General features: G+C 70.6%; 16 protein-coding genes. 6 read left to right on the forward strand and 10 right to left on the reverse strand.

Annotated elements, in window-relative coordinates:
* A partial coding sequence (locus LZ198_RS35005) for a hypothetical protein (RefSeq protein WP_253976485.1) occupies positions 1-253 on the forward strand: 253 nt, incomplete at its 5' end.
* Between the two features lie 343 nt (positions 254-596).
* On the opposite strand, the gene LZ198_RS35010 is transcribed toward LZ198_RS35005, so the two are convergent.
* On the reverse strand, positions 597-1,322 hold the full coding sequence (locus LZ198_RS35010; RefSeq protein ID WP_253976486.1) for a sterol desaturase family protein: 726 nt from the start codon (positions 1,320-1,322) through the stop codon (positions 597-599).
* Positions 1,323-1,343: 21 nt separating this feature from the next.
* The gene (gene def / locus LZ198_RS35015) at positions 1,344-1,859 is read right to left on the reverse strand and encodes a peptide deformylase (RefSeq protein WP_253976487.1); all 516 of its coding nucleotides are present in this window, start codon (positions 1,857-1,859) and stop codon (positions 1,344-1,346) included.
* A 115-nt stretch (positions 1,860-1,974) separates the two neighbouring features.
* Between def and LZ198_RS35020 the strand changes: the two genes are divergently transcribed.
* Complete coding sequence (locus LZ198_RS35020) at positions 1,975-2,457, forward strand: nuclear transport factor 2 family protein (protein WP_253976488.1); 483 nt, start codon at positions 1,975-1,977, stop codon at positions 2,455-2,457.
* 28 nt (positions 2,458-2,485) lie between these two features.
* On the opposite strand, the gene LZ198_RS35025 is transcribed toward LZ198_RS35020, so the two are convergent.
* The 5 genes from LZ198_RS35025 to LZ198_RS35045 all read right to left on the reverse strand — a co-directional run bounded on the left by LZ198_RS35025 (position 2,486) and on the right by LZ198_RS35045 (position 5,994).
* The gene (locus tag LZ198_RS35025) at positions 2,486-2,905 is read right to left on the reverse strand and encodes a hypothetical protein (protein WP_253976489.1); all 420 of its coding nucleotides are present in this window, start codon (positions 2,903-2,905) and stop codon (positions 2,486-2,488) included.
* Positions 2,902-3,384: a MarR family winged helix-turn-helix transcriptional regulator gene (locus LZ198_RS35030; protein WP_267145499.1), complete on the reverse strand. Its 483-nt coding sequence runs from the start codon at positions 3,382-3,384 to the stop codon at positions 2,902-2,904. The genes LZ198_RS35025 and LZ198_RS35030 overlap by 4 nt, the downstream gene beginning before the upstream one ends.
* 102 nt (positions 3,385-3,486) lie before the next feature.
* Positions 3,487-4,113, reverse strand: coding sequence for a hypothetical protein (locus LZ198_RS35035; RefSeq protein ID WP_253976490.1), 627 nt, complete (start codon positions 4,111-4,113; stop codon positions 3,487-3,489).
* Between the two features lie 108 nt (positions 4,114-4,221).
* A complete protein-coding gene (locus LZ198_RS35040; RefSeq protein ID WP_253976491.1) occupies positions 4,222-4,842 on the reverse strand; it encodes a DUF2378 family protein in 621 nt (206 codons plus the stop codon).
* 39 nt (positions 4,843-4,881) lie between these two features.
* On the reverse strand, positions 4,882-5,994 hold the full coding sequence (locus tag LZ198_RS35045) for a 3-oxoacyl-ACP synthase III family protein (RefSeq protein WP_253976492.1): 1,113 nt from the start codon (positions 5,992-5,994) through the stop codon (positions 4,882-4,884).
* Positions 5,995-6,503: 509 nt separating this feature from the next.
* Between LZ198_RS35045 and LZ198_RS35050 the strand changes: the two genes are divergently transcribed.
* On the forward strand, positions 6,504-8,243 hold the full coding sequence (locus LZ198_RS35050; RefSeq protein ID WP_253976493.1) for an MASE1 domain-containing protein: 1,740 nt from the start codon (positions 6,504-6,506) through the stop codon (positions 8,241-8,243).
* 71 nt (positions 8,244-8,314) lie between these two features.
* Here LZ198_RS35050 and LZ198_RS35055 read toward each other — a convergent pair whose 3' ends face one another.
* The 3 genes from LZ198_RS35055 to LZ198_RS35065 all read right to left on the reverse strand — a co-directional run bounded on the left by LZ198_RS35055 (position 8,315) and on the right by LZ198_RS35065 (position 10,203).
* Positions 8,315-8,839, reverse strand: a complete 525-nt coding sequence (locus LZ198_RS35055) for a hypothetical protein (RefSeq protein WP_253976494.1) — start codon at positions 8,837-8,839, stop codon at positions 8,315-8,317.
* 377 nt (positions 8,840-9,216) lie between these two features.
* On the reverse strand, positions 9,217-9,777 hold the full coding sequence (locus LZ198_RS35060; RefSeq protein WP_253976495.1) for a vegetative protein: 561 nt from the start codon (positions 9,775-9,777) through the stop codon (positions 9,217-9,219).
* 255 nt (positions 9,778-10,032) lie between these two features.
* Positions 10,033-10,203, reverse strand: coding sequence for a hypothetical protein (locus tag LZ198_RS35065; RefSeq protein ID WP_253976496.1), 171 nt, complete (start codon positions 10,201-10,203; stop codon positions 10,033-10,035).
* A 193-nt stretch (positions 10,204-10,396) separates the two neighbouring features.
* On the opposite strand from LZ198_RS35065, the gene LZ198_RS35070 reads away from it, so the two are divergent.
* The 3 genes from LZ198_RS35070 (at position 10,397) to tkt (ending at position 14,675) form a co-directional block, all read left to right on the forward strand.
* Positions 10,397-11,245: an AAA family ATPase gene (locus LZ198_RS35070; RefSeq protein WP_253976497.1), complete on the forward strand. Its 849-nt coding sequence runs from the start codon at positions 10,397-10,399 to the stop codon at positions 11,243-11,245.
* Between the two features lie 18 nt (positions 11,246-11,263).
* Positions 11,264-12,472, forward strand: coding sequence for a vWA domain-containing protein (locus LZ198_RS35075; RefSeq protein ID WP_253976498.1), 1,209 nt, complete (start codon positions 11,264-11,266; stop codon positions 12,470-12,472).
* A gap of 145 nt (positions 12,473-12,617) precedes the next feature.
* Positions 12,618-14,675, forward strand: coding sequence for a transketolase (gene tkt, locus LZ198_RS35080; protein WP_253976499.1), 2,058 nt, complete (start codon positions 12,618-12,620; stop codon positions 14,673-14,675).
* The last annotated feature ends 276 nt before the right edge of the window (positions 14,676-14,951 follow it).

Genomic DNA, 14,951 nt, shown 5'->3' on the forward strand with positions numbered 1-14,951 from the left:
TTTGGTTTTCAAAGACCGAGTCGCTTGTTTCAACCGCGACCTTCTGCTACTCTCGCTCCGCTTTCAACTTCCTTCTCGCCGTCAGCGGGGCGCCTCTTCTATTTCATCTTCGCGTCCGCTGTCAACCCCTCAGCTTCAGCTTTTTTCTTTTCAACTTCCCGCCAACTCCAGCGCCGCCCAGTGGCTTCCGCTTTCGTTTTCGGGAGGCGCGCCTTCTATCACCGCCGCGCTCCAGATCAACCTATTTGGTTGAGCCCTTCTTTTTCTTCCGTCCGCCATCCGCGTGCTGCCTGGATCAGCGGGCCGGTCGAGGGGGCGCGGCTTCTATCACCACCGCATCCCAGGTCAACAACCTTCGTCGACCTCCTACTTCCCCCGTCCTGCTGACTCCGGATGCCGGGGCACCGAGGCGTCGAGCAGGGGTCCATTTAGTACCCTGCCGCGTTGCGTCCGTCAAATACCCAATAACGGGTTCGTGACGGATGGGGGTCCCCCTTGTGGGGTCGCCCTGAAAATGGAACGCGGGCCCCCTCCCCGGGACTTCCCCCCATTTTCCGGCCGCCCCACCGCCCGCCCCTCCTTCACCGGGCCGAGCCTCACGCCCCCTCCCCGCGCTCCATTGGAGCGGGCCGCGGCTTCGCGTCCACCGGGAGCTCGGGGCGATGGAGGGTCCCGAAGAGCCAGTCCCCCAGGGGAACGGTGATGTTGAAGTGGTAGCGCTGCATCAAGGAGGGGTCGTGGTGCGCCTGGTGGTGGCGACGCAGGCGGGCCATCCCGGGGAGCCGGGCCACGGGGTTCGTGGGCGGCAGGTGGTGGCAGAAGTGCAGCCACTCATAGGAGAGGTAGTAGCCCACGGCCGACGCGGCGAAGAGCCACCCGACCTCCGGCGAGACCCACCAGTAGGCCAGGGCTCCCAGCGGGGTGGCGATGGCTCCCAGGAAGAAGAGGAGGAGCACCGGGGGGAAGAGCACCATCTTCACGTCCCGGTGGGACTCGTAGGCCAGGGCCTCGTGGGTGAAGAAGCGGTGGTGCTGCTCCGTGTGCCGCTGGAAGAGCAGCCCCAGTCCAAGCTTCCGGTGGTGCATGGGCCCCCGGTGCCCCAGGAATTCCACGAGGTTGCCCAACAGGAAGACGGCGGGGACCGTCAACCACTCCAGCGGGCGCACCGCCTCCAGCCGCCCGAGGGCGAAGGCGATGGCGCTCAGGGAGACCCCACTCGTGAAGGCGAAGTGCGCCACCCCCGAGTAGCGCGGCCCGACGTGGCGCCGCCGGTACTCCTCCCGGAACCTCGCCACCCCCTGCGGAACCGCGCGCTCGTTCATGGCTTCCCCCCGGGCGGGCGCTCAGCCCTCCCGCTTCTCGTGTCGCACCTTCGCCTTCTGGTACTTCTTCATCCGGTCGAGGATGAGCGTGCGCTTCAGGCTGGAGAGGTGCTCCACGAAGACGTGCCCGTCCAGGTGGTCGATCTCATGCTGGAGGATGTGGGCGAGGCGGCCCTCCGCCTCCAGTTCGTGCCACTCGCCCGCGCGGTCCTGGAAGCGCACCTTCACCTTGTGGAAGCGCGGGCACTTCTCCCACTCGCGCGGCACGGAGAGGCAACCCTCCTCCAGGGAGACGGGCTCCTTCTTCTCGAGCAACCGCGGGTTGACGATTTCGAAGGACGTCCCGTCCTCCCGGGAGACGAGCGCCACGCGGAGGGACTCGCCCACCTGGTTGGCGGCGATGCCGATGCCCTCGGCTTCCTTCATGGACTCGGCCATCTCCTCCAGGAGCTTCTGGAGCGAGGGGCCGAAGTCCGTCACGGGCTTCGTGGGAGAGTTCAGGACCTTGTGGGGCCAGATGACGATGTCGCGAGCCATATTGGCCCCAATCTGCCACGCGCCCCCGGGCCCTGCCCCCCGATTCCGCATTTCCACGGTTCGGCGGCACACACCCCATGTCCTGGCGCGGCCCCAGGTCTGGTAGACCTTGGACATGCACCCGCACGCCCAGCTCATCCACGACTTCTACACGGCGTTCCAACGGCGCGACGCCCAGGCCATGGCCGCCTGCTACCACCCGGACCTCGAGTTCTCCGACGCCGTCTTCGTCGGCCTCCGCTACGCGCGCGCCTGCGCCATGTGGACGATGCTCGTCGAGCGGGGCACCGACCTGCAGCTCACCTTCCGCGACGTCCAGGCCGACGACCGCACCGGCCGCGCCCACTGGGACGCGCACTACACCTTCTCCACCACCGGTCGGAAGGTCATCAACCGCATCGACGCCGAGTTCGAGTTCCGCGACGGGAAGATCGTCCGTCACCAGGACCGCTTCGACTTCTGGACGTGGTCGCGCCAGGCGCTCGGGCCCGCCGGACTGGTGCTGGGGTGGACGCCCTTCCTCCAGAACAAGGTCCGCACCCAGGCGCAGCGCTCCCTGGACAAGTTCATGCAGGAGCGGGGACTCACCGGCCCGTGAGCCCCCGTGCCCGAGTGGGCGCGCCGCATCAGGGCAACGGGGCCACGTCCGGCGCCACCCACCCGGTCCGTGCCTGGGGGGAGTCCAGCGTCTCCTTCCGGTAGTACCGCGCCAGGAGCCTCCCCTCCAGGAGCTCCGGGCTGCGCCCCAGGAAGTCCGCGAAGGTCTCACCCGTGGGAGCGGCGGCCACCGCGGCCCCCACCAGCAGGACCCACGCCCGGGTCTGCGTCTCGTGGTACTTGCCGGTCGCCCCCAGCGCGGCGGCGTACCGCTGGATGAGGTCCCGCACCTTCGCGTGCCCCGCCTCCACGCCGTGCGCCCGGATGCACAGCCAGGCCAGCCGGACATGCTCCCGGTGCCGGAAGCGCTCCCCCGGTAACGTGGCCCTGTCCACCGCCGCGAGGAAGGCCGCGTCGTCCAACGTCTCCGCCGTCGTGTCACCGCTCATGTCCGCCCCTTCTTCCTCGCGCTCGCGCGGGGGGCGTGGGACGCCGGCGGCGCCGGCTCCTCGGGGGTATCCGCCCTCGCGAACGCCTCGAGCACCTTGCACAGCCCCTCCACGTCCCGCTCACCCACGTGCTCCTGGACGAGCGCCTCCAGCGCCTCCAGCCGCCGGTGGACCCTCGCGGCCAGCGCGCGCCCCGAGGGCGTCAGCAGCACCTGGAACGAGCGCCGGTCCTCCTCCCGCGCCACCCGCTTCACCAGCCGCTTCGCCTCCAGCCGGTCCATGTAGCTGGTCAGCGTCGAGCGCTTGTGCGCGAAGGCCGCGTGCAGCTCCGCCAGCGACGCGTCCCCCGCCTCCACCAGGTAGGCCAGCAGGTGGGCCTCCCCCTGGGACAGGTCCAACGGCGGTTCCGCCCCCTCCAGGAACAACCCCACCCGATGGGTGGCCCGGTGGAGCTCCAAGATGAATCGAAGCGGCTTCATGCGTGGACATCAACATTCATTCCGACTTCGGATATTCCGAATTCGGAGCGAATCGTCCGATTTCCCACGCTCGGCCGGAGGGGACGCCCGCCGGGACGGGGGCTACTTGTCGACCTTCGCCTCCGTCTTCACCGCCGCCTCGCGCTCCTCGCGGTCCTGCTTGCGCGCCCGGGCGTCCTTCGCCTTGTCGTCCCGGTACGCGTGGAGCGTGTAGAAGGAGCCCGTCGCGTACCCGGGCAGCTTCGCGGGGTTGAAGATGCTGGTGCTGGAGACCATGCCGCCCTTGAAGCCCTCGGGGAACTCCACCAGCTTCAGCGCGCACCCGCCGAGCACCAGCCTGGGCTCCGGCACGTCGTTGCTCACCAGCGTGCACGCGCCCGTCGCCGTGAAGGTCCCGTCCGGCAGGTTGAAGCGGAAGTGCGCCGGGACCTGCTGCCCGGGCGGGAACGTGGGGTCGGTGATGCGAAGGCACGCGGTGGCCGTGCCCGCGCGCCGCTGCCCCTCGTAGACGACCTTGCCGTCCTGGGGCCGGTGCAGCGGGATGTAGACGCTCGCGCCCAGCTTCACCGTGGCCACGAACGGCGCCGCGTCACACACCGCCGCGTCCGGCGGCTTCGTCGGGTCCTCCTGCGTGCGGAACTGGTACATCACTTCCTCGGCGCGCGCCTGGGACACCCCCGCCAGCGACAGCAGGACACCCAGCGCCACATCCCCGCGACTCAGCGACATGCACCATCCTCCCGGGAAGACCTCGGTCCACAGCCCCACCGCGACGACGTGAAGCCTCTCGCGCCTGTCCGGGCGCCGGGCCCTCCCTCCCGGCGCGCCGAAGAAGGCCTACTGCCAGGACAGCTCGTACTCGGCGTCGAGCGGGCCCGTCTTCTGTCCTTGCACGCGCACGTTCTTGCCGCCCACCGCCTCGACGACGGCCTGCAGGACGCCCTCGTGGTAGGGCGGCGTCATGAAGTCGCGCTTCATGGTGAACACGCCGCTGGTGTCGCCCGTCCAGCGCACGCTGCGCTCGCCGTAGCTCACCGCCGCGCGATAGCCGGAGTGCAGGTTGCCCAGCATCCGCTTGGGGTTGTTGGCCGCCAGCAGCAGCAGCGTCTTGCCCGCCGCCGAGGACAGGAAGTCCGCCGTGGCCTGGACACCCATGCGGCGCACGGCGCCGTCGAAGCCGCCGAGCTGCGGGCCCATCACGTGCGCCGCGGTGAAGGCCAGCTTCAGGAAGGCGGTGACCGGGTAGTTGAAGAAGTCGACGAACTTCTTCTCACCGGCGGCGACGAGGCAGCGCTGCACCGCGGCGTCGCCACCGAGCACCCTGACCGCGCCAAGCGCGCCGTTGAAGAAGAGTCCTCGCGCGGTGTCGTCTCGCGTGGCCAGGGCCAGGCGTTCGTCCAAATCCCGTGCGTGTTGCGGTTCGAGCTCGATGGTGGAGTTGGGGTTCATGTCTCTCATGACGGAGTGTCTCCATGGGGGGAGGGAGCCACTCGAATGCTACAGGCGGATCAACTGCGCGCCGTAGTGCACGTTGGCGCCAACGGCCGCCACCAACACCAGGTCGCCACCACCCAACCTCACCCGTCCCGACTCCAGGTCCTCCGCCAGGAGGATGAGCATCCCCGCGGCGGAGGTGTTCCCGTATCGGTCCACGTTGCAGGCCACCGCGTCCGGAGGCAACCCCGCACGTGAGACGAACGCGTCCATCACGCGTTTGTTGGGTTGGTGAAAGTAGTAGCGGCGCACGTCGCCGCGCAGCTCCGGCCGGGGGCCCAGCACGGTGTCCAGGCACTTCTGCATGTACTCCGGATAGCTGCGCGCCACGCGGAACCCATCCACCACGAAGGCCATGTCCGCAGGGCGCATCCGCCCCGGCTGGTAGGGGAGCTTCAACAGACCGCCGCCCTTGCGAATCACCAGGTCCGCGTACGCGTTGCCGGAGAACGAGGCGACGATGCCCGACTGCCCCGGCGCGCCCGGCTTCGACTGGAGCACCACCGCGCCCGCGCCGTCCCCGAAGACGTACATGGACAGATAGCCCTGCAGCGCCTTGGTGCGGCCCGGCGCCGGCGGCAGTTCGTCCATGTAGACCTCCCGGTTCACCAGCGGGGAGGTGAAGGCGGACGCGACCACCGCCACCGAACGGAAGCGGCCCCCGTCCATCATCTTCTTCACCAGGTCGAGCACGTACGGCGTGCCGCCACAGCCGTCGTCCACCACCAGCGCGAAGGCGTCCTCGCGCAGCTCGAGCCGCCGGTGCAGCTCCATGGCGTCGTGGTTGAAGTGCGGCGCGTCCGGCGTGCACGTGACGACGAAGAGCGCGTCCAGCTCCCTCGGGTCCACGCCGGACTGCGACAGCGCCTTGCGCAGCGCCACCTCGCACATGTCCGTGTTCGTCGCCGGGTAGTAGTGCCCGTCATCCGTCGGCGGTGGCACCGCGCGGCCCGTCGCCTCGTCGATGTCCCAGAGGAAGCGCCGCTCGCGGATGCCCAGCTTCTCCTCGATGCGCTCCGCCGGCCACCCGGGGATGGCTCGCGTGATTCGCGCGTTGCTCACCTTGCGAGTGGGGACGAAGGCGCCAGCTCCGACGACACAGACATTGAGTGTCATTTCATGGCCTCGCTTTTTTCACAGCCACGCCGGAGGGGAGGAATTCCCTGGCCAAGACGTATCGAGCAGGATCCAGGCCAGAGGCGAAACCCTTGAAATGACGGATGCGGGCTGGTGAAGAGACTTCAACACTGAAGCCTCCTCCACCTTTCAACCCACTGTATTCATTCGCTTCTATGAGTCTTCTCAGATGCTTCAAAACTGAAGCACGAATCAGCACTCTTGAAGCACGCGTATTCCGCGGAGCGATACTTCCCGTGCGACACCGGCTGCACCGCGCGCATTCGAAGCGGCCATCACCCGGGTCGACGCAGACATTGCGCGCGTGAGACACCGTTCGCCATCCTCCCTTGGAACGATGTGAGCCGTACTGCAAGTGATTGGACCCGGGGGGCATGGAGGCTCGCTCGGGGGAGTGTTCCGTACTCCAAGTCCTTCCCCGCGCCGGAGGGCCCGTGTCAGGCTGCCGCCCCACCGAAGAAAGGCGCCGGCCACGAAGCGCGCGGGGCATGGGTCCCCGGCACGGCCCGACGAAGTGGAAGGACGTGCCCACGTTCGAGCTCTACCGCCGTAGCTGGCAGCCCCTCGCCCGACTCGTGCTCTTCACCTGCGCGTACCTGCTCGGCACGCGGCTGGGCACGACGCTGGCCTTCGCGCCAGAGGGCGTGTCCTCCATGTGGCCTCCCAGCGGCATCGCGCTGGCGGCGCTGCTGCTCACCCGACACCGCGAGTGGCCCGGCATCGTCATCGTGGCCATCCTCGTCGAGCCGTTCGGCGTCGTCGGGTCCGGGGCCACGGTGACCCCGGGCGCGTTCGTCATCTCCGCAGGCAACATGCTGGAGGCGCTCGCGGGGGCGGGGCTGCTGCGCTGGTGGGTGCGCTTCCGGCCCTCCCTGGACCGGGTGCGGGACGTGCTGGGGCTGGTGGGGTTGGCCGCGGCGGCGAGCCCCCTGCTGAGCGCGACGGTGGGCATGGGGATGTCGCTGCTGGAGGGCCGCATCGACGCGGCCTCCTTCTGGCCGGGGTTCCGCGTCTTCTGGGTGGGCGACGCGATGGGCGTGCTGCTGGTGGCGCCGCTGCTGCTCACCTGGCTCTCCCGGGGACAGGCGCCGTGGTCCCCGCGGCGGCGCTGGGAGCTGGTCGCCCTGCTGCTGCTGCTCGGCATCGCCACCCACGCGGTGTTCCGCATGCCGCCCGCCGCGGAGCCGCCCGCGACGTTCCACCCGGCGACCTACCTGTCCTTCCCCTTCCTGCTGTGGGCCGCGCTGCGCTTCGAGGCCCGGGGCATCTCCATGGCCACCGCGCTGATGGCCACGCTGTCGCTGTGGCACACCGCGCGCGGCAACGGCCCGTTCGCGCAATTGGCCTGGAGCCACGACAGCCTCACCTTCCTCCAGTCCTTCCTCGCCGGGGCCAGCGTGTCCGGGCTGCTGCTGGCGGGCGCGCTGGGTGAGCGGCGCCGCGCCCAGGAAGAGGTGAGCCACCTCAACCAGGAGCTGCGCCAGTCCCTCCAGCAGCTCGCGGCCACGCAGGCCGCGCTGGTGCGCCGCGAGCGCATGGCCGCGCTGGGCGAGCTGAGCGCCACCGTGGCCCACGAGGTGCGCAACCCCCTGGGCGCCATCTCCAACGCGCTGGCCGCGCTGCGCCGGCTCGCGCCCCAGGTGGCCGAGGGCCCCGCCAACACCCTCCTGGGCATCATGGACGAGGAGGTGCAGCGGCTGGACCTCATCGTCAACGACCTGCTCGACTTCACCCGCCCGGTGGAGCCGCGCCTCCATGCCCAGCCCCTGGGCCCGGTGGTGGAGGGCGCCCTGACGGCGTCGCTGCGCTCGGGCTCATCCGGCATCACCGTGTCCCACGCGTTCGACGAGCCCCTGCCGCCCATCTCCGTGGACGCCCACCTGCTCCACGTCGCGCTGACGAACCTGTTCACCAACGCCGTGCAGGCCATGCCCTCCGGAGGCCAGCTCGTCACCCGGCTCGAGCCGGACACCCGCGCCGGGACGCCTCACGCGCGGCTCACCATCTCCGACACGGGGCACGGCATCACGCCGGAGGTGCAGCAGCGCATCTTCGAGCCCTTCTTCACCACCCGCGCCAGCGGCACCGGGCTGGGGCTCGCCATCGTCCGGCGCATCGTCGACGGGCACCATGGCGAGGTGGCCGTCCACAGCACCGTGGGCCAGGGCACCACGTTCACCGTGTGGCTGCCGTACGCCCAGGAGTCCGCGCCCCGCGCCTCGGCCTGAGCCCGCGCGCGCCCCGCGTCCTCCAGACGCCCCACCGATTCCCACCGGCGGGGCGTCCACCACACTCCCGCTCAGAACGGGATGTTGTCGTCGTCGCCCGGCGGCGGGATGTCGTCGTCCTGGAAGCCGCCGCCGCTCCGGCCACCACCCCCGTAGCCGCCGCCCCCGTAACCGCCGCCCCCACCGCCCTCGCCGCCACCCTCGCCGCGCTGACGGGCCATCTCCGCCTCGATGGACGCCAGGAGCTGCTTCTCCTTGTCGTGCCAGCGGGACTTGCTCGGGTCGTTCAGCGAGCGGCGCGCGCCGTTCGCGTAGAACTCGAGGTCCTGCATGCTCGCGCCCGCCACGGGGGCGCCCTTGCTGCGACCGTAGTTCGGGAAGACCATGCCGTCCCCACCACCACCGCCGCCACCACCGCTCGGGGCCGCGCGACGCGGGGCCGGGGCCGCCGCGTCCGGCGTGGACCCGATGGACATCTCGCCCAGCTTCAGGCTGAAGCCCTCGGCGTTCTTGAACGCCGTGCCCACTCGCACCTGCTCCACGCGCCCGTCCGGACGCCGCACCGCCACGGTGACTGGATAGCCTTGCTCACTCATGCGCGCCCGAATCCCATCCCCGCCCCCATGGTGTCAACGGCCGCGCGGGCCCGCCTGTCGGCCAGCCACCCGCGCGCCACTCGGGCAAGCACGCCCCCCGTGAGCGACGGCGCCCTGACAAGGGAGCGCCCACATGCAGACTCCGGGCATCCGCGCCGGACTGGCAAGGTGCCATCCGAGCTTGGCGTCACGACACGCCACCCGAGGAGCGTCCACATACCGCCCCCTGCGCATCCGCGCCGGACTGGCAGATGCCATCCGAGCTTGGCGTCACGACACGCCACCCGAGGAGCGTCCCCTCGCCGACCCCGGGCGCGGACGCTCGACCCTGGTGGCGTCACGGGTCCGGACGACACACGCCCGGACCCGGGGCGACCTCAGTGCAGCGACAACTGGTTGGAGCGGCCGCCCTTCTTGCGCCCCTTGCCCTTCGCGCCGCGCGCCGGAGCCGCCGCCTGGCGAGCCTCCTGGAGCACCTTGCTGGCCGCGCGACCCCGCGGCAGCTTCACGTCCTGCACCGACTGCGACTTCGCGTCATCCACCCACGCCGTGGGGCGACGACCCGTGCGCATCAGGAGCCGCAGCTTCTGGTAGTGCGCGGAGCAGTACCCCTTCGACCGGCTGGGGCGCTTGCACCCGATGACCGCGCACGTGCGCAGGCCCTCGGCGCCACCGCGCGCCCGCACCACCGGCGCCTTCACCGACGCGGCCCGCGCCACGCTCGCCAGCGGCAGCTCCTCCTGCCGCGCCGCGCGCCGTCCACCCCGGCCACGCTTCGGGACGGGGAGCACCGCGGCCTGCTTCGTCGTGGGCGCCCGCACCCCCGCCATGGCCCCCAGCCTGCTGGTCAACGGCGCCAGACGGAACGTCACCGAACGCAGCATGTCCAGGGCCTCCAGGCCCTCCTCCATGCGCCGCACGGCATCCTGAAGGGGCACGAGCTGAGTCTGCAGCTCACGCCGGAACAATTCTCCGAGCTCATTCGCGATGGACATGTGTCGGGAAGATATACGCCCTGACACGTCTCGAAACGGGAAATCCGCTGCATGGCACGCGCCAACGGTCATCCCGAGGGCGAATCGCCGGCGCGCCCCCCGCCCAGGGTCGTCCTCCGGGCGATTGGCTCCGACCGCCGGGCCACCTCCAGCGCCAGGGATTGAACCCTCGCGCGAGACGGCCGCGGCGCGCGGGCCTCAGCCCCGGACCGACGCGGCGGGGGCGGGCGTCTTCCCCGACACCGGGCTGGTGACGGTGGGCCGCGCCGAGGAGTGCTCCGGGCGCAGCGACTCCGCCATGGGGCAGGCGCGCAGCGCCGTGGAGAGCGCCCACAGCAACAACAGGGTTGGAACGAACGGGTGACCCACGACGACGCCTCCAGGAGCCAGAGAATCCCCAGCAGAAACGTGACCGACCGCTTTCCTTGGAGGGAATACGCGCGAGCCTCGCGAAAGGGTCTGACCTGCACCCGGGGTGGGGGGCGGGGGCCCGCCCGGTGTCCGGGCGAACCGGGTGCCCGGCCCCCCCGCGGCGGCACGAGGGTGTTAAAGGAAGCCGGACATGACTTCGGCTCCCCCTCCCGTCCGCTTCAAAGGCACCGCGACCTACCTGACCCACGAAGGCCTCCAGGCCGCGGTCAACTGCGCGCTGACGCTCCAGCGCCCCCTGCTGGTGAAGGGCGAGCCCGGCACCGGCAAGACGCTGCTGGCGGAGGCCATCGCGGAGGCGCTGGGGCTGAAGCTGCTCACCTGGCACGTGAAGAGCACCACCCGCGCCCAGGACGGCCTGTACGTCTACGACACCGTGCAGCGGCTCTACGACTCGCGCTTCGGCGACGGGGACGTGCGCGACATCCGCCGCTACATCCGCCTGGGCCCGCTGGGCGAGGCGTTCTCGTCGCCCGAGCGCGTGGTGCTGCTCATCGACGAGGTGGACAAGGCCGACCTGGAGTTCCCCAACGACCTGCTCCACGAGCTGGACCGGATGCGCTTCCGCATCACCGAGACGAACGACGAGGTGAGCGCGAAGCACCGCCCCGTGGTGGTCATCACGTCCAACAACGAGAAGGAGCTGCCCGACGCGTTCCTGCGCCGGTGCGTGTTCCACTTCATCGACTTCCCGGACACGGAGCTGATGCGCCGCATCGTCGACGTGCACCACCCGGGGCTGGACACCGCGCTGGCCGAGCAGGCCCTGAAGGTCTTCTACGAGCTGCGCGGCTTCGCCCGCCTGCGCAAGCGCCCGTCCACCAGCGAGCTCATCGACTGGATCACCGTCCTCAAGGCGCAGGGCATCCACGACCTGAAGCTGGAGGAGCAGCTGCCGTTCCTCGGGGCGCTCCTGAAGAAGGAGCAGGACCTGGTGTCGGTGGCGGAGGCCTTCGGGCGCGGGCGCAAGAGCCGGGCGTAGCCGACGGGAGCACGAGCCATGTTCCTGCCCTTCTTCTACGAGCTGCGCCGACGGGGCCTGAAGGTGGGCGCGCAGGAGGCGCTCGCCCTGGCCGGGGCGCTCCACGCGGGCCTGCACGACAGCAGCCTGGACGGCTTCTACCACGTGGCGCGCGCGCTGCTGGTGCACTCGGAGACGCAGCTCGACCCGTTCGACCAGGCCTTCCTCGCCCACTTCCAGGGAGTGGAGACGGCGGGGCTGGAGCTGACGCAGGAAATCCTGTCGTGGCTGGAGGAGGCGCGCGAGCGGCCCCAGCTCTCCCCGGAGGAGATGGCGCTGCTGGAGGCGCTGGACCCGGAGGAGATCCGCCGCCTCTACGAGGAGCGGCTGCGCGAGCAGCAGGAGCGCCACGACGGCGGCAACCGCTGGATAGGGACCGGCGGCACGTCGCCCTTCGGCAACAACGGCTTCAACCGCGCGGGCATGCGCGTGGGCGGGAAGACGGGCGGCCGGCAGGGCATGGCGCTGATGCAGGCGGGCGCGCGCGCGTACGCGGGCTACCGCGACGACCTGGTGCTCGACACGCGGCAGCTCGCGGTGGCGCTGCGCAAGCTGCGGGCCTTCGCGCGCGAGGGCGTGGCGGAGGAGCTGGACGTGGACGAGTCCATCGCCGCCACCGCGAGGAACGCGGGCGAGCTGGAGGTGGTGACGCGTCCGCCGCGCAGGCCCAACACGCGCGTGGTGCTGGCCATGGACGTGGGCGGGTCCATGGACCCGTACGCGGCGGTGATGAGCCGGCTGTTCTCCGTCGCCAGCCAGGCCACGCACTTCAAGGAACTGCGCATCTATTACTTCCACAACTGCGTCTACGGGAAGCTCTACGCCACGCCCCAGCTCACCGGCGGCATGACGGTGCCGGAGCTGACGGCGCAGGTGGGGCGCCACCACAAGCTGGTGATGGTGGGCGACGCGTCCATGGCGCCGTACGAGCTGGCCATCCGCACGGACGCGGAGGGGCGCTACAAGTCGGACGGGCTGGAGGGCCTCACGTGGCTGATGCAACTGGCGCAGCACTTCGAGCGCAACGTGTGGCTCAACCCGGAGCCCATGGGGAGCTGGCGCTCGGGGAGCATCGCCACCATCGCGCGCGTGTTCCCCATGTTCGCCCTCACCGTGGAGGGCCTGGGTGAGGCCGTGAACCACCTGACACGGGGCCGCACCGCGAAGGGCAGCGCGGCCCGGCGCTAGCTCGGACGGTCGCCGCTCGGGGCCCGGGATTCCCGGGGACCCCGTGGACCGCAAAACGCCCCGGTCGGGGGGCATGGCGTTTGGTGCGGCGCCCCGGCGCCAGTTACGGCATGGTGCGCGCCACGCAAGGGAGTGCGAGGACACCATGACGACCAATTCGCAGGACGTGCTGAGCATCAACACCATCCGCACCCTGGCCATGGATGCGGTGCAGCAGGCCCACTCCGGCCACCCCGGAGCGCCCATGTCGCTGGCGCCCGTGGCGTACCAGCTCTGGCAGCAGGAGCTGCGGTATGACCCGGCCAACCCCATCTGGCCGGACCGCGACCGGTTCATCCTCTCCAACGGCCACGCGTCCATGCTGCTGTACGCGCTCCTCCACCTGTCCGGGGTGAAGCGCGTCACGAACGACTACCGCGTCGAGCAGACGCCGGCGGTGTCGCTGGAGGACATCCAGAAGTTCCGCCAGTTGGATTCGTCCACGCCGGGCCACCCGGAGTACCGGTGGACCACGGGCGTGGAGACGACGACGGGCCCGCTGGGCCAGGGCGTGGCCAACAGCGTGGGCATGGCCATCGCGGGCCGGTGGCTCGCCGGGCACTACAACCGGCCGAACTTCGACATGTTCAGCTACGACGTGTACGCCATCTGTGGCGACGGCGACCTGATGGAGGGCGTCGCGTCCGAGGCGGCGTCCATCGCCGGGCACCTGCAGCTGCCCAACCTGTGCTGGGTCTACGACAGCAACCACATCTCCATCGACGGCAGCACGGAGCTGGCGTTCACCGAGGACGTGGGCCGGCGCTTCGAGGCCTACGGCTGGCGCGTGCTGCGCGTGGCCGACGGCAACGACCTGACGGCGCTGAGCGAGGCGCTGCGCACGTTCAAGACGCTGCGGGGCAAGCCGACGCTCATCATCGTCACCACGCAGATTGCCTTCGGCGCGCCCAAGCTCCAGGGGTCGTCCAAGGCGCACGGCGAGCCGCTGGGCGAGGAGGAGATCAAGGGCACCAAGCGCAACTACGGCTGGCCCGAGGACGCGAAGTTCCTGGTGCCCGAGGGCGTGCGCGAGCGCTTCCAGGAGCGCCTGGGCGCGCGCGGGCAGGAGCTGAGCCGCGCGTGGGACCAGCGCTTCGCCGAGTACAAGAAGGCGCACCCGGAGCTGGCGGAGCAGCTCGAGAACATGCAGCGCCGCGAGGCGCCGAAGGGCTGGGACGCGGAGCTGCCCGTCTTCCCGGCGGACGCCAAGGGCCTGGCCACGCGCGAGTCGAGCGGCAAGGTGCTCAACGCGCTGGCGAAGAACTACCCGTGGCTCGTGGGCGGCTCAGCGGACCTGAATCCGTCGACGAAGACGTACATCAACGGCTCCGAGTCCATGAAGCCCGGTGAGTACGCCGGCCGCAACATCCACTTCGGCGTGCGCGAGCACGCGATGGGCTCCATCGTCAACGGCCTGTGCCTGAGCAAGGTGCGCGGCTACGGCGCCACGTTCCTCATCTTCAGCGAGTACGAGCGCCCCGCCATCCGCCTGTCGGCGCTGATGGAGCTGCCGGCCATCCACATCTTCACGCACGACTCCATCGGCCTGGGCGAGGACGGCCCCACGCACCAGCCCGTGGAGCAGCTGGCGAGCCTGCGCGCGATTCCGGGGCTCATCGTGCTGCGCCCCGGGGACGCGAACGAGGTCACCGAGGCGTGGAAGGTCATCGCGCAGCAGCGGCACCACCCGGTGGTGCTGGTGCTCACGCGGCAGGCGGTGCCCACGCTGGACCGCAGCAAGTACGGCGCGGCGTCCGGCGTGGCGCGCGGCGGCTACGTGCTGGCGGACGCGGAGGGCGGCAAGCCGGAGCTGGTGCTCATCGGCACGGGCAGCGAGGTGTCGCTGTGCCTGGATGCCCACGAGAAGCTCAAGGCCGAGGGCATCCGGTCGCGCGTGGTGAGCCTGCCGTCGTGGGAGCTGTTCGAGCAGCAGCCGCAGGAGTACCGCGACAGCGTGCTGCCCCCGGACGTGCACGCCCGCGTGGCGGTGGAGAAGGCGGCGGCGTTCGGCTGGGAGCGGTTCGTGGGCCTGCGCGGCAGCATCGTCGGCATGCGCAGCTTCGGCGCGTCCGCCCCCATCAAGGCGCTGCAGCAGAAGTTCGGCTTCACCGTGGACAACGTGGTGAAGGTGTCCAAGGACACGCTGGCCAAGGCAAAGGCTTAAGTCGCCGGCTGACGGCGCTCCGGGCGCCGGGAAAAGACAAGGGCCTCGGACCATCCCCCGAAGGTCCGAGGCCCTTCCGTTTTCCGGTGCTCCTCCGGGCGCCGGGAGCCCACCCCCCGGTGGCTCCCCATGCGCCCGGCGTCCTTCCTTTCCGACGACCCCGACCGGCTCCCGGGACCACCCCCCGGTGGTCCCCGGCCCCTGGCCGTGGCCTTCGTCCTTCCACCCTCCCACCGGGTGCCGGGAACCACCCCCCGGTGGTTCCCGACGCCCGGC

The sequence above is a fragment of the Myxococcus dinghuensis genome (assembly GCF_024198235.1).
In the GTDB taxonomy this organism is placed as follows: domain Bacteria; phylum Myxococcota; class Myxococcia; order Myxococcales; family Myxococcaceae; genus Myxococcus; species Myxococcus dinghuensis.